A 20291-nucleotide genomic window follows, 5' to 3' on the forward strand; every position below is an offset into this window, starting at 1 on the left:
CCCTGGGCGTAGGCTGGAAACTGTGGGGATCGCTCTTTAGCTCATAGCGTCCTGGTCAGCCCGGCACATATATCCATATATGGCGCGGGCCGCCTGCCATAGCCCGAAGGCTGCGCGCAGATTCCGCCTGAACTGGCCGGGGCTGGCATGGATCGTCATATATTGCGGCCATCGCCATCAATATTCCCGACGGGGCGCTATTCAGCTCATAGGTGCCGTAAACGATGTTCCGGTGCATCGCCAGGCTGCCCCACAGATCGTGCAGCCTTTTGTCCTTTGGGCAGAGAGCCTGCGTGAGCAGCATCTGGCGGATGGCCGCCACCGCGCGCGGGTCGCCGCCGACCGCGGCGCCGGTCAGCAATATTTCTGCCTGTTCCTTGTCCTGTTCCACGCCGTTGCCGTCGCGGTATGCCAAACCCAACGAATAGCGTGCGGACACATCGCCATGCCCGATCTCTTCCTTCAACAGTGGGATCGCAGTTGCGAAATCACCCCGGCCATAGGCTTTCATGCCCGCCGTCCGCTTCACGCCGACGGAACAGCCGGACAGCACGGCGATAAGCGTTGCCGTCATCAGTATTTTGGACGCTAGCCTCATATCATTCCCCCTTCGATGGCCGACGCGGTCGCACACACCCCTCATCGCAGCAAAGGCGGTCGCCAGCTCTTCATGTCCACTTCATCGCTGACCTTGTAGGGCACGCCCTTCGACGTCAGGAACAGCCGTTCCATCTCAGGCCGGGTGAAGGGCCGCGACCCGATCCGTCCGAACACCGCGATCTGCCCGCCCGTCTCGTCCACCGCCCGATCGCGATCCAGACCCTTGGACAGAGCCACCGCAGGCGTGGGCGTACGTGCCCACGCGATCAGTTCGGGCTTGGGCGCAGGGGAGAAGCCGTAGAAATTGGGCTGGCTCGCCGGGCTGGTCAGCTGGATCACCTTCATGCCGTTCCGGCCGTCCGCGATATAGGCGAAGAGCGACGCGTTGGTGGTGCCGACGATGACATCCTCGACATCGGTCATCTGGCCGCCGAATGTCTCCCTGGCATAGAGGCTGGGCTTCAAGGGATTGGTGATGTTGACGATCGCCAGACCCTCGGCCTTCGCCGCGACATAGGCATAGGTGCGCGCCAGATAGATGCGGCGCGCGTCCTTCAGCGGCACGGTCGCGGATGGCACGGCCACCGGATCGGTGAGCTTCGTCACATCGAACAGTTTCAGCCCGTCGGCGTCGGTGACCCAGAGGTAGCGGAACTGGATCGCGCTCGCCCACGCATCCCTGAGCGGGCGGACGGCGGCGAGGCGTGGGTGCAGCGGATCGCTCAGGTCCACGACCACCAAGCCCACGTCAGCGGTGATATAGGCGATTTGCCCGGCAAGCTGGATATGTCGCGCGCCGTTCAGCACGCCATCGGGGTTCCAGGTGACGGCGCGCTTCAGGAAATTGTTGCGGAATTCGCCGTCGGCCATGGTCTCAATATTGACCATGATGAGCCCTTCGACACTGTCCGTCACCGCCGCATAGCTGTAGATCGGCAGGAAGGGCTGTTCCTGATTAATCTCCCGCAGCTCCTTAGTGCTGCGCAGCGGATTGATCGGCTGATTGGTCGGCAGCGCCATGCAGGTCGCATTTTTCGACGCGACGCCCGTATTATGGCCGAGCTTCGAGAAAGGCCCGCTGACGATCGGTTCGGAAAAACCCTTGTTCGCGATCGACGCGACGTCATAGACGCGAAAGCCGCCCTTGCCCTCCGCCACATACATATATTCGCCGCGCAGTTGCAGGCACCCGACCCGACCCGCCGTGCCTTTCACGACGTTGCGGAATTCCTCGACCGGCCGGGTTTCGCCCGATCCCTTCTTGTCGAAGAATTTGCCCCGCACCCAATTCTTCAGTTCGCGGCCATTCTGCTCGACATGCAGCTTCCAATAATCGGGATAGGCATATTTCTGAAGGTAAGACCCGATCACCGCCTGCGGCTCGTCCCACTCCGTAACGCGGATCGCCTCGAACCCGCCTTCCATCCCCGTCCAGGCATTCAGCCCCACGAAATTGACGAAGTTCGTGCCCAACAACAACAGCTGCGACATGATCGCATTATTGTCGTCCTTCACCGACAAGTGGCAGTCGGAACAGGTCTTCGTCTCGGTCTTGCGCACCGTATGCGGGAAGTGCGGCGCGAACGCCTGTGACGAAAAGCCGATGCCCGACACCGGCGGCTGCTGAATATAGATGCGCTCGCGGTTGATGTTGGTCGATGACAGCACCAGCGCGGACGTCGATCGCACCGGCGCGGTCGCGTTCCCCTTGGTCGTCATATGCTTGCCAAGCTGGAACATCTCGTCCCGCGCGACCTGCGGATTATAGGTCGCGAAGTTGCGCGTCTCCTCGCCCTCATAATGGTGCAGCGACGTTTTCCAGTTCGCCTCGATTGGCAAGTGACACCCGCCGCAGCTGGTCGTCCAGCTGAGGTGACAGGTGAAGCAGGCCATGGAGTCATCGCCATGGGCACGGTCCGCCTTGGCGACGCCCGGCCCGAAGGCAAAGCTGCCATCCTCCGCGCCCGACTTGCTCATCAGCTTGGCGCGGGCCGCCTTCGCATTGAAATGGGGATTGGCGGCGTCCACCGAATCCTTGACGAGGCTGACCTCCCACACAAGGCTGGGATCGACGATCGACCGCTGGATCAACTTGCGCCGCCCGCTCGCGTCATAAAACCATTCAAACCGCCGCTTGCCATCAGGATTGCGGAGCAGCGCGAGATTATTGCCTTTCGGCGGCGCGGCCGGTCCCGACGTCAGCAGCGTCGGATATGCGTCCGCCGTGCCATGGCAATCCTTGCAACCGATCTCGATCGCATTCGCCACCTCGCCATAGATGAAGCCGTTGCCATGGCTGTCCTGCGCAAAATGACAGTCGGCGCATTGCAGGCCCTTTTCGGCATGAATGTCCATGAGGTGGACGGACTTGCCCGGATTGGTGCCGGGCTGGACGAACTTGCCCTCACCTTTCTTGCGCCATTTCTCCGGATCGTCGTTCGACACGACTTTGCCGTCCGCGTCGAGCAGATTGCCTTCGCGATCCCGCTTGAAGACGCCACGGAAGTTCCAGCCATGGCCGTGATAGTCGGCGAACTGCGTGTCCTTCGCCTTGTCGTTCAGGTCGTAGACGTTGCGCAGGAAGTCGAGGTCGGACCATTTGCCCTTCGGCGCTGCCCCTTCCGGATTGCGCTCCAGCGTCTTGTGCACCTCGGCCGCGTCGGGATATTTTTGCTTCTCCGGCCACATTAGCGGGGCGTCGGACTCATAGTCCCACATGGTGTAGCCGAGATAACTGTTCAGGAAGATATTGGGCTGATGCATGTGGCAATTCATGCACTGCGCCGTCGGGATCGCGCGGGTGAAGGCGTGCCGGATCGGATGCCCGCTTTCCTTGACCGCACCGATGGGATGATCGGGCGTCTCGTCATGCGCCCCCTTCAGCGCGCCATGGCCGCCCTCTTCATGCGCCATCTTCCCCGCAATCGTCGGATCGACCGTCGCCGTCTGTCCATCCCGCCCATATTGCGCATAGGTCAGGCTGTGGCGCGGCTCGCGGTCGTTCGCGTAAACCACATGGCACCCCGAACAACCCGAATGGCGATAGTCGCCCGGCTGATCATTGGTCCCCATGAACCACATATAGGGGTCGTTGAGCCGCGTCTTGTGCAGGTTCAGCACCGGGATCGCCACGCGCAATCCCGTCCCCGGCCCCCGGCTCGACTGCTTCAAATCAGGCCGCCCCGGCTCCTCCAGTCGCTGAATGGAGCCAGTCGGATTGGGCAAGCCAATTTCCGGAAACTGCGTAGCAATATTCCGCCCACCCCGCTCGAACACGCGGAACACGTCCCCCGGCGGCGTCACCTGCCAGTTGGGCAGCGGATACAGTTCCGCCAACGCGCCCCGCGCCTTCTGCTCCGCCGTCAGCGTGCCCGGAGGCGACCCCGGCGACACGATCTTCGCAGGCTTTCCATCCTTGGTATAAGCCTCGCCAAAGATGTAATTCTTGTACGGCACGATCCCGTTATTATAGGCCGCCCCGCCCCACAGCATCGCCCCCGACGCCATCAGCGACCGCTCGGCCGCCTCGATCACCTGCATGTGGCACGACCCGCAAGCCTCCCGCGCCACGCGATAGTCGCTCGGGTTCACAAAGCGCACAAATTCCGGCGCCTCCCGGTTGAGCAACGTATAAGTCCGCTTCGGGTTCGCCGAAGATGGATAATGCCAGCTCCCCGGATAACGCGGCAGCACATGCGCCTTGTCCCGCGCCGCCACATAGGCCGGATCGTCAAACCCATGGCTCGGGTCGCCCCGCACCGCCGCATCGCCGCCATGGCAATCCACGCAGCCCAGCATCACCGCAGGGGTCGCGTGCATCGACGGCTCATCGGTCTTGGTGTGGCAGCTATAACAACCGTCCGACTTCGCCGCGACCTGATCCGCCGTCTGGCTCATCGGCGCAGGCGGCGTCACCGCATAGACCCGCGTCACCGGCTTTTCCGCATCGGACGCATGCAGGATCACCACCGGCACCGTCAAAGCGGCAAGGATCAGCAACAGAAAGGCGAAGAAAGGCCGCATCAATAGCTCAAAATCAAATTGCCGAGCACCGAATAATATTCCCGGTTACGCTCGCTATTGGTGAAAAGGTCGCGAAATCCCGCCCCCGGCAGCAAAGTCGCCCCCGACAGGCGAAACACAATATTCTGCGTCGCCTTAGGCCGCCAGATCGCCGCCGTGGACAAGTCCCAGCCGATCGACTTGGGAATACTCCCCTCGTTCCGCAAAGCCTGCAATGTCGCCGTATTCTCAAACCACAAATGGTTCGCATTGGCCGAAACCCGCAATTCCGGCAGCAGATCGAAATCCGCCCCCGCGCCCAGCAGCATCGTGCCGGGATTGTTGAAGTTCGACTGCCCCTGTTCCTTCGATGACCGCAGCGAATTCAGCACGCCATTGCGCCCATTGATCCCAATGACGCGCCCACCCCCCGCAAAGGGAATAGTCTGCCTGATCCAATAACTCGTATCCGCCCCTGCAAAGACCGGATTCTCGAAAATCGCGTCGAACCCATTTTCGCGATTGTCGTAAGGATCGCCATCCCCACTCGCATACAGCCCCGACAGCCGGAACCGCATCCAATCCTTGTCGATGCTCGCCTCAGCAGCAGCAAAAAACGCCCTGATCTGCGCAGGCTCCGACGTAAAGAAGCTGTTCCGATCCTCCCCCAGCGCCCCGTAAACCGATGCCGTCAGATTGATCCGCCCGATCCGCCCATCCGCATTATAGCCTAGATAAACGACATCATAATCCCGCCCGCGCAGGTCGCCCAGCAAGGCAGGCCGCACCGGAAAGCCATTATCATCGACCTCGATCCGCCCCGCCTCGCGGTTCATATTATAGACGGCAGTAATCTGGCTGGTGAACCCCGGTATCAGGAAATCCTGCCGATACAGGTTAGCCAGAAAAACCCAGTCCCGCCGCGGCGGCTGTACCACCGAATTCAGGCCCGAATTGGTATCCTTCTCCAACCGCCAAAAGGCCGCGAGGTTGAACTGAAACCGATTATTGTCCCGATTACCGAACAGCCGAATGCCCAGCTGCTGATCATTGAACAGAAAGCCGCGAAAATCCGACTGAAAAGGCTGAATGCCCACACGGATCGACCGGAAATCATAGCGATCCGAAGTATTCGCCAGATGATAATCGACGAACAGTTCCTGCACCCCCAGAAAATGGTCGGTGCGATGGCTCGCCTTCGACGGCTCCACGAACAGCACCCGCCGTTCGGGCACATTCACATGGTTGATATTATAGGCCAGCGTCAGCCGATACTCGATCTCCGGTGGCTTGAACGCGGTCGATCCCTTGATCAACGCCACGCCGCCGATGAAGGTCTGGCTCAGCACATAGCTTGCATCCTTGCCGAACACATCAATGCTGCCCGGCCGCTCGGTCGTCTGCACGCCGACGGGAATCGGAAAAGTACGCGGCTCCATCACCGTGTCGCTCACCGCATTGGCGACGAAGAACCAGTCCTCGCCCTTGATCGGCAGCCACTTGACCTTCTCGCGGTCAATCGGCCGGTCACCCTTCAGCGTGTTCTGGCCATAGGGATCGAACCAGCGTTCCTTGACCACGCCCAGCGATTCAATCAGCCGCCAGCGGTCCGGGATCGGCACCTGATCCACCGGAAAAGCCTCTGGCGGAGGCGCGCGCACGGCCCCCACATTATCCTGGGTCACCGCCTCAGGCAGCGGCGCTTCATACCCCGGCCTACGCCGCCCATCGATCGACTGCTCGTCCGCCCCCACCTCGGGCGCGTTCAATATCTCTTCCCAATTGTCCGGCGGCGGCGGCGGCACAGGCTCGCCCGGCTGCGCTAGCGCCAACAGCGGCAGGAAAGCGGCCAGCCCCACCCTTACAGCCCCTGACACACATTTTGCGACGCGCTGTCGAGGAACGGCGCAAAGGGACAGCTCACATAACGCAGCCGCACCGCAGCATTACCCAGATCGACGACGATCTGGTCCGCCCGGATCGCAGCAGGCGCATTGCCAATGCCGCCGCCCCGCAGCCCGCCATTATGCGCGCCCAGGAAGCTGATCATGTCATCCTGATCGATGCCGTCGCCCGACACGCCAATCGCGCCCACCAGCACGCCACCGCGATAGATAGGCACCGATCCCGGAAATATCTGAATGCCATTCTGCACCCGATTACCCGCGCCCACGCCCGTCACCGCCGAACAACGCTGCGGCGTGTCGGTCGCACTCGCGCCGGTCACATAGGCGAGATGCGCGGCCAGATCACCCACCACCAGCGCCGATTGCAACCCGGTCGAGAAAGGATTGAATTGCGCGATCGGGCGGGAGAAAGGCCCATTGGGCCGCCCCACTTCGCCATCAGGAAAATAGGGCCGCGAAAGCAGACCATTCGCCCGGTCGGTAAAAGCATGAGCGCCTGTCAGCGCAGCGGAGTCATTCAGGAAAGTTCGCGCCTTCCCCACAAAGGCCGCCACATCCGCGCTGCTGCTCGCCAACAAATCCGGCCCGGCATGGGCGCCGGAGAAGAACGCCGCCGTCCGCGCTTTCTGCAAACTGACGTCCGTACCGAAGATCGGCGCATCGGGCGACCGCACGATTCCCAGCGCCGCCCCGCGCGTATCCACGACGCTGATCGTCACCTGCGCCCGGCTGTCCAGCGGCTGCCTGATCTGCGCCCGTGCCCGGCTCATGATGGTGAAGGCTTCCTCCAGCACCGCAGTCACCTCGGCGGCGGTCAGCGGCTGCGCCACATCCCCCGCATCGGTCGCCGCCCGGATCGGAAAGCGGTTATTCCCCGACCCATCAGTCAGCACAAAGGCGTCGCGATTGGAAAATTCCGCCACCCGTGAAGCCCGCACGCCCGAAAGCTCGCTGCCATAGGCGACACCCGCCAGCACCATCGGCGCGGGATCGCCATAATAGCCGCGCACCGCCACCAGGCTCCCCGCGCTGCCGTTGATCGCCGCAAAGCTGGCCGTCCCGCTCGCCATTAGCCCTGAATAGGCCGCGTCCGAATAGCGCAGCGAGGTGCCGTCCACGAAGATGCGGTTCGCGCGGATGCTGTCGGGCGCTTCAAAGCCCAGCGTCCCGGCGAGCGCGATATATTCTTCCGGATCATTGTCCGTGTCGGTGACGTTTGGATCTGATCCATAGACCCCATCCGCCATCACGCCGATGCCGCCGACAACGACGCCGTTTTTGTAAAGCGGAAAGCCCCCCGGATCGGCCGCCAGCCCCAGCGGCGACCGCTTCGGCCCGATCATCGCTTGTGCGCCCGACGACATGTAGCGCGCCGACAGATCCGAACAGGGCAGCTGACTGAACTGCACGCCGAACAGCGGTCCGCTCTCCAGCCCAACGGTTCCGGGCGCAGGCGGGAAATGTTCCTGCACAATCATGCTCGCCGTACGCGTCGAAAAGGCGTTGCCGCCGCTCGACAGATAGGCCCCGGTGATCGCCTTGGAAATCGCGCCAGCCTCCGCCGGAACGGTCAGATTCTGCGCGTCTATATTCTGCCCATTAGGCGCAGCGCTGGTCGTGGCTGTCGCCCGCGCGCCATTCATGCGGAACACGGCCAGCACATTGCCCACGCGATCCGTGACGGCAATCACCGCAGGCAAGCTACGCGCCTGCGCTTCAGCCGCCGCATGCGCAACGACGCTCTCGACATCGGCGACGGTTAACGCCTCCTGCGCCGGATCGGCATACAGCCGCGAAGGTGTGGGCGTAGGAGTAGGCGTAGGCGAACCTCCGCCCCCGCCACTACTGCCGCCTCCACCGCCGCACGATGTCAGCATCAACGCCGACAGCGCAACCAGCGCGCCAAATCTGTGCCGCAACGCCCTCACCGCAAAGCCCCAATGCTGCGCGCCGCGCTACCCAGCGCCGCCCTGAACGCGGCAGGCTGATAGCCATTCGGCTCCTTCACCGCCGCATAGGCGCGATTGACGTCCGCCCGGATACCCGCCGCCGCGCCCACTGTCACCTGGCCGCTCTTCACCATGCTATTGAGCAACGTGTCGATCGCCATCACCGCCTGCACCGACCCTTCATAATCGGTGAAGCGCGGACTGATCGCTCCCCCCGCAATCTCGCTGACGATAGCAAACGCCATGTCGCCATTCGTCTTTGCCCCCGCAAAGCCATTGGCCAGCGCACCGACGCTTGCCGCCAGCTTGCCTGCCGCCGCGACCGCCAAACCCCGGTCCCTCGCAATGGCAGCATGGAACGCCCTGCTGTCCGCATCGAACCGGGCGGCCGCGCCGGGCGCGATCACCTTGGCCGCCGCCGACAGCATGATCATATTCTCGTCATTGAAAGGCGGCATGCCCGCCGGGATCGGCCGTCCGGGGTTCGCCTCCCACGTCTTGTTCCGCTCCGTCTGGTCATAGATGCGCCGGTGGCAGCTCTGGCAATCGAAGAAGTAGAATTCCGGGAACGCCCCTTCCGTCCCCTTCTCGCTGGCATAGAGGGTCAGCGCCCGTTCCACCGCCATCGCCTGCCCCACGGCCCACAGCTTCAGGCTGTCCGTCCGCCCCTTCCGCCGCGCATAGTCGGCATCCTCATCATGATGCGCCTGCATGGAAGAGAAAAGGTCGAGTTCAAACGAGACACGCGGATGGCCAGCCGCCATCATGCGGTGATCGACGAACTGCCCCGGCCGGTCGCTCCCGAAATGGCAATCGAGGCAGACAGCAGCCCGCGCCTGCGGCCGGTCGAGCGGCATCATCCCAGCCGCAACGTTGGACGCATGGGTCGCGCCCACCGCATAATGGCTCGCAATCCATCCGCCCGCCGCGCCGTGGCACGCCTCGCACCCGACGCCATCGCTCGCCAGCACCCGTGTGCCCGCCGCCGGAGTCGAATGGCACCCAAGGCAAGCAGGCGCCGCCGCCGCATCGCCCAGCCCCAGCGTCGCCGCGATCTGCCGCCCGCGCGTGCCGCTCAGCACCGCAAAGGCCCGGCTATGCGCCCCACCTGGCGTCGAAGGCTCCTGCCACCGCATCAGCTCATCCTGGCGCACGACCTTGCCGTCGCCTTCCATCCGCCCGTGGCAGGTGGAGCCCGCGCAGGAGGCAACGCCGGTAAACCCGCGCGTTACCGGAGCAGCGTCAGCCGCCCCCCGGCCGCCCCCCGGCAAGGCGCACAGCAGCAGCACGAGCAGCATCGCCGCGCCCAGCACTACCGTGCCAACCGCCCGCCTGCTCACTCCATGGCTCCTGAAGCCCCCCATTCACACGCCCCCTTGCGCGCGACCGCTCTAGCCGCGTCCGCGCCACCCTTTCAATCCCGTTTCTCTTGGTCTTTCCGCTTATTGCGCATCGCAGGCCGCTTCTCCCGGCCCGCCGCATGGGCGATCCCACAGATCCTCATTGCCAGCGCCCGTCACCGGCTCGTCGATCAGCGGAGGAAAGCCCTCCGTCACGACATCGCGCAGCTCGATCAGCGCCGCCGGGAAGGTGCGCGACACCGCCACCGTGGGATCGAGCAAGCCGTCGAACGTCTCCCGATTATCGAAGCTCAGCGTGGTGCAGGACCCAAAGAGGAAGCAGCCGTTGATCTTCGACCCCACGGCATAGCGCCCATCAATCGCCACCAGCGGGATCGTGTCCAGCCCGGGCGCAAAGCCCCCGCCAGCCAGCGCCAGTCGCCCGTTGATCGCAATTTGCGGCTGTCCGTTCCCGCTGCTGATGATCAAGCTGTTGGCGGTAAAGCCGCGCCGGTCTGCAAAGTTGGTCGACAGCCCGCTATTCTGGATGAAGATGCCGTCCGTCGCGGCCAGACGGATCGTCCCCGCCTGCAACATCCCCGCGTCCAGCGCCAGCCCGTCACTCTGCGCCAACCGCAGGTCCCGCGCCGCCAGCGAATCCGCCGCCCGCACATCGGCAATCGCCTCCGCCGTCGCGACGTAGATGGAGGGCGCGTCAAGCGTCAGCACCCCGCCCAGCCCGCCATTGCCATCACTGATCGCGATGGACCCGAGCCCCGCGATCACCTCCAGCGCGTCCCCGGCCGTCAGCGTCAGCCCGCCGTCGCCCGTTCGTCCGGTCATCGCCACCGCGCCCTGCACACGCAACAGCCCGGCCGCGCCGATGCTCATCACGCTGCCGCCCGGAAGCACATTGGTCCCGATCGTCAGGTCGCGCACGGCCACATCCCCCGCGCCCGCGATCGCAATGCCGCCAGCCGATACACGGCCCAGCTCCGCCGCCGACAGGCTGTAGCCCGCCGTCGCGTCGCCACCGCCGACGAACGCCTGCGCGCCCAGCGCATCGAAGCGCAACAGCTCCGCCGCGCTCACCTGCCCATTGGTCGAAATCGCGATGTCGCCGGAACCGATCGTCACCGCCTGCCCGCTGACCTGGCCGTTCACCGCCACCAGTCCGGCGGCATTCAGCAGCACATCGCCACTCGCCACGGCATTGGCGATCGCCATCCCGCCGCTCGACCCCAGGCTGATGTTGCGACCCAGCGCCGTGATCGCACCCTGAGCCAGCAGGTCGTTCACCACCAGATCTCCAGCCCCGGCATCCAACACCGCAGCTCCACCCGAAGCTAAAGCCTGCGCATTGATCCCGGTCGCGTTCATCGTCAGCAATCCCACCGAACGCAGCGATGCGCCCGTCGCGCTGATGCTGCCCGGCGTGTCGAGGGCAATGCTGGCCGCCGACAGGCTGTCCGTGCCTGCCGCCCGTCCAGTATGGCTGAACGTGATGCTCGTCCCCGAATAGCCGGTTAGCGCGCCCGTCACCGCCAGCGCGCCGCCGCCGTTGAAGGCAAAGGACAGCGGGCCTTCCGTCAGGAAATCGGCCGCGCCATCGACCTGCACCATATTGCCCGACGCGGCAAAGCTGATGCCGGTGAAGCCCGGCACCACTGTGCCCGTCGCATGCAATGTCATCGGACCGGCCACGCGCAGGCCGCCGCCAGCCGCGGTGCTGCTGTCGGTAAAACTGATCCGGCCGCCCGCGTCGCCATTGGCGGTCATCGACAGCGAAGCCAGCTGCCGCTGCACACCCGCGCCCAGCGCGACACCGCCGTCATTGATGAGGGAAGCCGTCCCACCACTCCTCAGGCCATCGATTCCGCCCGCGCCAGCCAGTCCCGCCGCGCCGTCAGCAACGATGGAAAGCGGCCCCAGCAGGAAATCGCCATCGCTCGCTGCGAAGGAGGCGACGCCGCCCGTTCCCGCTCCACCGTTGCCGCCCGCGCCATCGGCCAGCGCCGGGTCGCTCGCGACGCCGCCATCGGCGCCCGCGCCGCCCTGACCAACCGCCGTGATGCTGTAGGCGGGCAGCGTCGAAAAGCTGTTGCTTACACGCAGTTTTCCGCCGTCGATCCGCAATGTCGCCGACCCGCCCGCCGCATTGCCGCCCGAACCGCCTGCGCCACCGGCCAGCCCGTCGATCCCGGCCGAGCCCGCCCCGCCAATCGCGTTGCCGCTCAACATCAGTTCCGCGCCAGTGACCGCGCTCGCCCCGGCATTCACCGCGAACAGCGCGGCCCCGCCCTGCGCGTCACCGCCATCCGCGCCCGCAAGGCCCAACCCGCTCTGGAACGCGCCAATGCCGCCCGCGCCACCAAACGCTTCTGCGAGAACGGCGATGTCGCCTGCGTCGAGGGAGGTCGATGCCCCGGTCAGGCCCAGCGTCGCCGCCCCGCCAAAGGCATCGCCGCCCCGGCCCGCCGCTCCGCTGGACGCCACCCCGCCAGCACCGCCAAAGCCGGAAGCCGACACGCGCAGCTCGCCGCTAACGCTGGTCGCGCCAAAGCCGATGTTGAGCGCCGCGATGCCGCCCGTTCCGGTCCCGCCCGCGCCGCTGCTAGCGCTATCCGCGCCCGCGCTACCAATACCGTCGGCGCTGACGATCAGGCTGGCAAAGCCGGGATCGACATCGATCAGCATGTCCGCCGTGCCGCCCGTTCCGGCGCCACCCGCACCGCCCTGGCCGGGTCCATAGGCATAGATGGGCTGGTCGTTGATATCGAAACCGCTGATGTAGCGGTTGATCCCCGCTTGGCCGCCCTCGCCCGATGCTGAAACGTTCAACGCGCCAATGACATGGCCTTCGCTCAGATAAGCGACGCGCGCCGTTCCGCCCGTGCCATCGCCTGCCGCGCCACCCGCCGCATCACTGCTGTTATTGCCGCCAGCGCCACCAACGCCCGCGCCCGACACCAGCAGCGACGGCGTTGTCAGCGCTCCGCTCGCCAGCGTCAGTTCCGCCGTGCCGCCCGTGCCATTGCCACCAGCGCCTGCCGTGAACTGGCCGCCGGGCGAACCCGATCCGGCTTCACCGCCAGCACCGCCATGGCCCTGCGCCCGGATGCCCAGCTCTCCGGTCACGACGATCTGGCCGGTGCCGCCCGCGCCCATCAGCAACCGGGCCGTGCCGCCAATGCCCGCGCCGCCGTCCGCGCCATTGGGACCGTTATAGGAATAGAAGGAATAATAGGGGTCGGGGCCGCCGCCCCCGCCATTGGCCTCGATCGAAATGCTATCGGCATTCAGCACGCCGCCGCGCGATTCCAATATCGCCGTGCCTCCAGTGCCCGACCCGGCCAGGCTGGTCACTTCATCGCTGCCATTCGCCGCGACCGCTTCGCCGCCGATGCCGCCCGCGCCCAGTTCCAGATTGGCGATGTTGGCGGTGCCGCCGGTCATCAGGAACTGGATCGATCCGCCCTGCCCGCTACCCGCCTGAAACGGCGTGACGCCGTCACCGCATGACGGGCAATTCACAGAGGACGCTCCGCCTCGACCATAAGCGCCCGCCGACAGCATCGCAGCATCGAAACTGCCTCCGGCGACCAGCAGGTTCACCGTGCCGCCGGTGCCATTCCCGCCATCGCCTTCGTTGTAGGTCGTCCCTTCGACATTGTAAGTAGAGACGCCGTCCGCATAGGCCGACAAGGCGCCAAAGCGCATCACCGCGCTTCCCGCCGCACCGGCTCGGCTTTCCACCGATATGCTGCCGCCCAGCCCGTCGCCGCCTCGGCCCGCAACGCCGTCAAAAGACGCCGTTTCCCCGCCGACGCCTTTCGCTTGCAGAGTCAGGCCGCTGCCATCCGCCACAAAGCTCGCATCGGTCGCATGGATCAGGATCGACCCGCCCGTACCATTCGCCCCGTTTGCACCATAGCCGCCCCGACCATCGGCGGTAGCGTTGCAATAGCCGACGCAATCGGCGGCGAAGCTGCCACGCAGTCCGTTCGCGCTACTTGCCGACAGGGTGATGCTGCCCCCCGTGCCGGTCCCCGCCACGCCGCTAGCGTCCCCGCCCGCCGCGCTGGCATATATGTCAAAACGGCCGGTCGTGATGCTGCCGCCCGCCGCCGAGACGTCGATCGTCCCGCCTGTCGCGTTGCCGCCTGTGACGGAAGGGAGGGGAAAGCTGCTTTGGATTCCTGCGGTCGCGCTCAGCACCATATCGCCGAAATCAATCGTCCCCGCCAGCGGGCCGCTCGGCCCTGCCGCGGTTCGCGCCGATATGGTGATGGCTCCGCCCGTCGCAGTGCCCGCGCTGTTGCTGCCAGCTCCGGCTGTCGCATCGGCAGCAGCGAACAGGCTACCGGCGCTGACCGAACCGCCCTCGGCGATGACGTTGATCGCCCCCCCCCGTCGCGTCGCCACCGGCCAGCACCGGGAAATTACCGCCGCCCAGCCCATAGGCGCGGGCATCCAGCTGCATCGCCCCAGTGACGTCGATCTGCCCGTTCCCCGCTGACGAGGCGCTGCCGCCAAAGGTCAGCACGTCGATCGTCCCGCCCGTGCCGCCAAGCCCGGCGGTCAGGTTCATGTCGCCGCCAACGCTGATGCTGCCGCCCTGATCGGCGCGCACGCTGATCGCCTCACCCGCTTTCAGGTCCATGGTGCCGGTTGCCGCTATGGCTCCCGCAGCGCCGGATTGCAGCGTAATCGCTCGTTCCGCCGTCAGGTTCAGGTTCGCGAAGTTCGTGGCCGCGCTTGGCTGAACGGCGATATTGCCGGTCGCATGGCCCGTCACATCCGGTTGCCAGGTCCCCCCGCCGATGCTGATGCTCGCCTCGCCAGTGCCGGTCACATTGCGCGCGCCGATGACGTTGCCCGCTACATCATATCCAGCAGCCAGCACCACCGCGCTGCCCGACTGGACCGCGCTCGCCGCCGACTGATAGCCGACGTTGCCGGACAATAGCATGGTCAGCGTCTGGTTCTTTGGCATCGCGACCATGAAGACATGCTGCGCATCGGTGACCGTCGCGCCCGGCCGTTCTGTGGTGCCCGTATGCACCACGCCATTGGTATCGGTCGTGCCCGCGCTGATGTTGATGTCGAACAGGCCGTTATTTATTGTGATATCGACCGCTTCCGCGCCGACATAGGCCGCTGCGCCATTTACGGCCACCGTCCCGCCCTGCACCACGCGCGGCGCCACCAGCGCCACATAGCTGCCGCTCGACAGCGCGTTGATCTGCGCGCCCGGTTTCACTTCGACCGATGTCAGGACGTTGCTGGGACCGCGAAAACGGATCTCTCCCCCGCTCCCGTAAAGCCCGCCGGTCGTGTCGATGTCATTGCCGGTCAGCACCAGCGACCCGACATTGAACAAGGCGTTAGGACCAGCCACGATCCCGCCCGGCGCGTAGAACCATATCTTGCCGTCGCTGCCGCTCTGCACCGTGCCATTCAGCGCAATGATGCTGGACACGGTTTGCCCGCTATTATCGACCGGCAGAATGCGGTTCAGCACCGTATAATCGCCGCCGCCCGACATGCCGTTCACAAACGACGCCGTCTTGCCGGTCGGCAGGAAATCAATCTCCGCCGGGGCCGATGTGTCCGTGGGTTGCCAATTGATGATCGTTTCCGGGTTGCTTACCGTGATGACATCCGTCGTCCCGCCTAACGTCCCCTGCGTGATCGAGGGCGCCCCGGTGCTGGAAATGACCCCACCCTGAAACGCCGTCTGCGCCCGCGCCGCAGGCAAGCAACACCCCGCCGCCAAAGCCGTTACACTAACGTAACGACACAGTTTGGAAAAACGCGTTTTTCTCGCCAATTCCTTCATGACTTCACCGCCTCCACGGCAGAATTCGAGTGCTAACCGACAACAGCAACCGCGTATCGCCCCGCTCCGTCTGCAAACCCGCGCGCCGCAGCGGCGTTGCCAGCGTCACGTCGATCCGCGCATGATTGGACCAGGTCGCCCGCACCCCGCCACCGGCCGAATAGAGCTTTTGCGGATCAAGTCCGGCAAAGACGCTGCTTTGGTGCCACATCCACGCCGCGTCGAAGAAAAGGAAAGGCTGCACCGCGATCGCGCCCGGACCCTTCGGCGTGATCCGCCCGTAGCGGACCTCCGCCCCGAACCCGACGCCGCTGTCACCCGTCAGCGTGCCCGGATCATAGCCGCGCCCGACGGTATAATTGCCCGCGCTCATCTGTTCATAGGACAGCAGCGGGTCCGGGCTATATTGCGCGCGGGGCGACAGCGCGAAAGTCAGCTTCGGGGTAGGGCGATATTCCGCCTGCACCCCTGCCCTCACCAGAAAAGCAGAGGCGTCTCCGTCCAACTGTCCCGTCGGAATGCAGGCGGCCTGATTGCCGCAAGGCTCACTCGCCCCCAGCCCGGCGAGCCCGTGGCGCAACTCCAGATTACCGCCGATCCGCCATTTGGGTTCATTCGCCGAATAGCCGGTCGTGCTCCCCAGGCTGTCGGCGTCGATCGCCTCTCCCTCCAGCCGAAGAAACAGCACCCGCAGCCGGTCGCGGGACAAGGGCAGAGAGCCGATGCGAAGGTCCTGATCGACCACGTCCAGCCCGCCACTCGCCAACAACGTGTGCACCTGCCGCCGCACAAGGGGATAAGACAGCGCGGCCGAAGCGATCATCGTTCTGGACGACAGGTCCAGCCCGTCGATATCCGGCTTGCTCCAGGCATAGGTGAAGTCGCCCGACAGCCGCAGCCCGTCGCTCCCCAACGCCATGCTGTGCCCGACCTGGAGCACCGTCTGCTCACTCGGTTGCACGGTGTTGAAGATGCTGAGGACCGTGCTGTCCCCCATCCCGGTCAGATCGTTGAAGCGCACCCGCGCGAGGCCGCCGAAGCGGCCCACCGCATTGCTGCCAAGGTTCTGGACATTGACGTCCATCTCGACCCGGCGACGCACCACCTGCACTTCGCCGATGACCTCGCCCGGTGCCGTCCCGGCGGGCCGCAACGCCAGCCGCACGTCATAGCCCGGCAAGTCGCGCGCCAGCAGCAGGTGGCGTTCGGCCTCATGCACATTGAACAGCGGTTGCCCCTTGAGCGCTTCCATATGCGCGGCAATCAGCCGCTCGCTCCGGCCCGCGTCGCCGCGCACCTCGATAGCGACCAGCCGCGCCATCAATATGTCGAAACGGACGGTGCCGCCTTTCTCGATCCGCTGCGGCGGGACCTGCACGGCCGCCAGATAGCCGAGCTGCCGCAGCGCCGTCGCGGCCCGGTCACGGACTTCGCACAGGCTGGCGATCGGCACATCCCGCCCGGCCAGATCGCCCCAGCTGTCCTTGAGGATGGCTGCGTCCACGCCGCGAAGGCCGTCAAACTGCACATCGGCAAAGTTCACGGTGACATTGGCAAAGCGCGGATCGGCCAGGGGGCAAGGCGCCCGCTCAACGCCGCCCTCGACGGTCAGACGGCTTCCTTCGCCCGCGACGTCGGCGGCCTGTTGGCCCGGAGACAGTTCCTCCCGCGTCGGTGCGCGCGGCGCAACCTGCGCCATGGCGGGCATTGGCGCCAAGGCGGTCAGTGCCAACGCCATCCGCCATTGCGCACGCCCCGTCATGCGGGATGTTGCTGCCCCCTGAAACCCCATAGCCGTCTCATTCCCCCAAAGTGCGACGGGAGCGGCCATATAGCCTGTCGCCCCTGTCGTTGCGACCGTCCGGGGAAGGCGCTCTGCCTGCCGCCCGTCGGCTTATCAAGTCCCTAGCGCGCCGCCGTATCGATCAGCAGATCAAGCTGCGCCTGGCATCCATTCGCGATCAGCGCGGATGCCGTGCTGTCGATCCCTCCATCGGGCGCTCCCAGCAGTGCGAAGCGAATGTCGGTGGAACGCCCATCGGCATCCACCCGATAGGTTGCGCCATCCTTGACGGGGAGTGCTGCGGGCCATGCCGTCATCGCCTCCCCAGCGGCGAAGCTGGCCGTATCCTGCGCGCCACCGCCGCTGATGCGGACGGTTGCCGATTTTTTGGCATCGACACGCCACAGGCGCACGGCGGCGGGATCGGACACGCATAGCGGCCCCGGTTGCGCAACATCGACCAGCCACAGATTGGGCCGCTTGGCCACCGCTGATGCGTCCCCCAAGGTGCCCCGCACGGCTCCGGTGCGCGCCCGGCGAACCCTTTTCGTATCAAGCAGCGCGGCCATGGTCACATTGGAAGCCGGCACTGTCGCCGCCGCGGTCACGTTGAAACGGCCCGGTCCACGCAGCGTCCGCGTCCCCTTCGCATCGAGCAACGTCACAACGTCCCCCGCCTTGAGCAGCAGTGCCCCGCCATCCGCGAGCTTCTTGCCCGGCGCATAGCTGCCCGCCGAGGGTCCCGAAGACCGCACCACCAGGCTGTCGGCCCATGCAGGCGTCCCAGCGCCCACGGCCACCGCCATCCCGAGCGCCACCGCCCCCTTAGCCCAGACCATAAGTTCCTCCGTCCCCAATATATTCATAGCGATACACCAGATTGGCGAGAGCCGCATCATCCGGATGCTCCTGCGCCACTGCTTTGAGCTGGGCCAGCCCCGCCGCCCGCGTCTCCGCATCTTCGGTGTCGAAGGCGGCAAGCGCGGCGCTCAGCCGAGCGCGATCAGCGGTCGCGAAATCCGGCGTCGGCTCAAACAGGTCGACGGGCGTTGACCTACCGCGAAGGCGGACCCGGCCCATCGGCCGCCACCAGTCGAGGCCGGATCGTTCCATCGCCTCCCGCGAAACCAGCACGGACGTTTCCAGCGCCTTGTTCGCCGCTTCCAGCCGCGCGGCCGTGTTCATGCTGTCGCCCAGAGCCGTATATTGAATGCGCCCTTCGCCGCCGAAATTCCCGACGATCGCATCACCATGGTGCAGCCCCACCCGCGTTCGACCGATCGGCGGGACGCCGGGCGGCAGGTCTTGCCGGAACGCCTCGCCCGCCTGCCACATCGCATAGGCGGCGAGCGCGGCATTGCGCCCGTCATCCTCTCGCGCGATCGGCGCGCCCCAGAATGCGACGACCGCATCGCCGACGAATTTGTCGATGGTCCCGCCATGAGCCAGCACGACGTCGCTCAACATGTCAAGATAACGGTTCAGCAACTGCGCCACCATTTCCGGCGCGATCGCGTGGCTAAGCTTGGTGAAGCCTTCCAGATCGGTGAAGAGGGTGAAGATGGGCCGCTTTTCGCCATGCAGCGCCAGTTTCTCGGGTTCCGCCAGAATTTGCGCGGCGATATCACGGGGCAGATATTTGCCCAGCGCCGCCTGCGCGAAGCGGCGCTGTTGCGAATTGACCGCCCGCGCTGCCGCACTGACTGCCGCAAAGGTGACGACCCAGCCCAGCGCCCAACCGGCGGCGGGCAGCCCCTTGGTATCCCAGCCGCTCGCGTGCAACCAAAGCGGCAAGCCCGCTATGGCCACGGCTTGAAGTCCAAGCGCGGGCACCAGCCAGAACCACCGCAAATCCGCGAGGCTGGTCAGCGCTGCGGCCAGCACGATGAGCGCCGCCGCGATCCACATTGTCCAGCCGGGGACCGCAGGCAACAGAGCGCGATCAAGCAGCTGCGCCAACATGGTCGCATGCACTTCCAGACCGATCATCGTCGATTTCGCCTGCCGTCCGGACAGCGGTGTTTCGAACTGATCGATATCGACGATGTCGCCGCCGATCAGCACATGCCGACCGCGCACCATCGGCGCCAGAGCAGCGGCCATGGAGGGGTCGGCGAGCAGATCGATCTGAAGGCTCGGGATCACCGGTTCTTCCGATCCGTCCGCTTGGGGCCGTGGCATGCGGAAACGGATGGCGCCGCCATAATGCGCAAAGGGCGCCGACGGGTGCATTGCCAGCGACAGCAGCGGTGGCTGGCCTGGCACTGGCTTTGGCCAGCTGCGCGCGACATTGTCGGCATCCGTTTCCAGGCGGATGCTCGCGGGCCTGACCCTGGAGGTCCGCGCCTGAGCGATGAACCGGTCCAGATATTGCTGCTGTTCGAAGATGATCTGTTCGCGGTTATCGCCGAAATTGGCACAGCCGAGCCAGACCGGCGTGCGCATCGCGTGCAGCGCCGACAATAGCTGCGCGTCTTCATCCTGCGGTTGATCGAACAATATATCGATGCCGATGGAAGTTGCGCCCATCGCGTCCAGATTGCGCAGCGCCCGCGCCAAAAGACCACGGTCCAGTGGCGATCGCTTGCGCGTGGCGATCAATGTCTGGTCATCATAGACGACCATCAGGACGCGCTTGTCCTGCTCGACGCGGGGGGCGAAAGTGGCCGCGCGCCAATCATACAGGCCGCGCTCCGCGTCGGCGGTCGGCATCTCCCGCTCTGAACTGGCGGCGCCCAATGGCTTGGTCCAGTTCCACCCCGCGACGAACAGCGCCAGCAGCAATAACAGCGCCGTCCCGGCAAGCCGCCATCGCCCCGCGTCCTGCATGACGCGCGCGCCCCGACGCAACAGGCCCTGCGCCGCCAT

10 protein-coding genes are annotated in these 20291 nt (G+C 65.4%); all 10 read right to left on the reverse strand.

Annotated features, from left to right (window positions below; translation table 11 throughout):
- Window positions 1–55 precede the first annotated feature (55 nt).
- The 10 genes from ACZ5U1_RS14355 to ACZ5U1_RS14400 all read right to left on the reverse strand — a co-directional run bounded on the left by ACZ5U1_RS14355 (window position 56) and on the right by ACZ5U1_RS14400 (window position 20291).
- Complete coding sequence (locus ACZ5U1_RS14355) at window positions 56–598, reverse strand: tetratricopeptide repeat protein (RefSeq protein WP_464780582.1); 543 nt, start codon at window positions 596–598, stop codon at window positions 56–58.
- Between the two features lie 41 nt (window positions 599–639).
- A complete protein-coding gene (locus tag ACZ5U1_RS14360) occupies window positions 640–4623 on the reverse strand; it encodes an LVIVD repeat-containing protein (RefSeq protein ID WP_464780583.1) in 3984 nt (1327 codons plus the stop codon).
- Entirely contained in the window at window positions 4623–6461 is a 1839-nt protein-coding gene (locus tag ACZ5U1_RS14365; RefSeq protein WP_464780584.1) for a hypothetical protein, read from the reverse strand. The genes ACZ5U1_RS14360 and ACZ5U1_RS14365 overlap by 1 nt, the downstream gene beginning before the upstream one ends.
- 2 nt (window positions 6462–6463) lie before the next feature.
- The gene (locus tag ACZ5U1_RS14370) at window positions 6464–8386 is read right to left on the reverse strand and encodes a heme-binding protein (RefSeq protein WP_464780810.1); all 1923 of its coding nucleotides are present in this window, start codon (window positions 8384–8386) and stop codon (window positions 6464–6466) included.
- Window positions 8387–8433: 47 nt separating this feature from the next.
- Window positions 8434–9756, reverse strand: coding sequence for a multiheme c-type cytochrome (locus tag ACZ5U1_RS14375; protein ID WP_464780811.1), 1323 nt, complete (start codon window positions 9754–9756; stop codon window positions 8434–8436).
- 144 nt (window positions 9757–9900) lie between these two features.
- Window positions 9901–14271, reverse strand: a complete 4371-nt coding sequence (locus ACZ5U1_RS14380; protein WP_464780585.1) for a beta strand repeat-containing protein — start codon at window positions 14269–14271, stop codon at window positions 9901–9903.
- Window positions 14159–15559, reverse strand: coding sequence for a hypothetical protein (locus tag ACZ5U1_RS14385; protein WP_464780586.1), 1401 nt, complete (start codon window positions 15557–15559; stop codon window positions 14159–14161). The genes ACZ5U1_RS14380 and ACZ5U1_RS14385 overlap by 113 nt, the downstream gene beginning before the upstream one ends.
- Window positions 15560–15644: 85 nt before the next feature.
- A complete protein-coding gene (locus ACZ5U1_RS14390; RefSeq protein WP_464780587.1) occupies window positions 15645–17402 on the reverse strand; it encodes a ShlB/FhaC/HecB family hemolysin secretion/activation protein in 1758 nt (585 codons plus the stop codon).
- A gap of 143 nt (window positions 17403–17545) precedes the next feature.
- Window positions 17546–18262, reverse strand: coding sequence for a hypothetical protein (locus ACZ5U1_RS14395; protein WP_464780588.1), 717 nt, complete (start codon window positions 18260–18262; stop codon window positions 17546–17548).
- On the reverse strand, window positions 18249–20291 hold the full coding sequence (locus ACZ5U1_RS14400) for a CHASE2 domain-containing protein (protein ID WP_464780589.1): 2043 nt from the start codon (window positions 20289–20291) through the stop codon (window positions 18249–18251). Before ACZ5U1_RS14400 ends, ACZ5U1_RS14395 begins: the two co-directional genes overlap by 14 nt.

Source organism: Sphingobium sp. TomTYG72 (genome assembly GCF_055394715.1).

Bases quoted from the DNA above. Each gene is read 5' to 3' on its own strand.
- ACZ5U1_RS14370 (WP_464780810.1), bottom strand. From the start codon at position 8,386: ATGCTGACATCGTGCGGCGGTGGAGGCGGCAGTAGTGGCGGGGGCGGA.
- ACZ5U1_RS14395 (WP_464780588.1), bottom strand. From the start codon at position 18,262: ATGGTCTGGGCTAAGGGGGCGGTGGCGCTCGGGATGGCGGTGGCCGTG.
- ACZ5U1_RS14400 (WP_464780589.1), bottom strand. From the start codon at position 20,291: ATGGCGGCGCAGGGCCTGTTGCGTCGGGGCGCGCGCGTCATGCAGGAC.
- ACZ5U1_RS14360 (WP_464780583.1), bottom strand. From the start codon at position 4,623: ATGCGGCCTTTCTTCGCCTTTCTGTTGCTGATCCTTGCCGCTTTGACG.
- ACZ5U1_RS14355 (WP_464780582.1), bottom strand. From the start codon at position 598: ATGAGGCTAGCGTCCAAAATACTGATGACGGCAACGCTTATCGCCGTG.
- ACZ5U1_RS14390 (WP_464780587.1), bottom strand. From the start codon at position 17,402: ATGACGGGGCGTGCGCAATGGCGGATGGCGTTGGCACTGACCGCCTTG.
- ACZ5U1_RS14375 (WP_464780811.1), bottom strand. From the start codon at position 9,756: ATGCTGCTCGTGCTGCTGCTGTGCGCCTTGCCGGGGGGCGGCCGGGGG.
- ACZ5U1_RS14380 (WP_464780585.1), bottom strand. From the start codon at position 14,271: ATGCCCGCGCCTATGGGCTGGGCGGCGGTAATTTCCCGGTGCTGGCCG.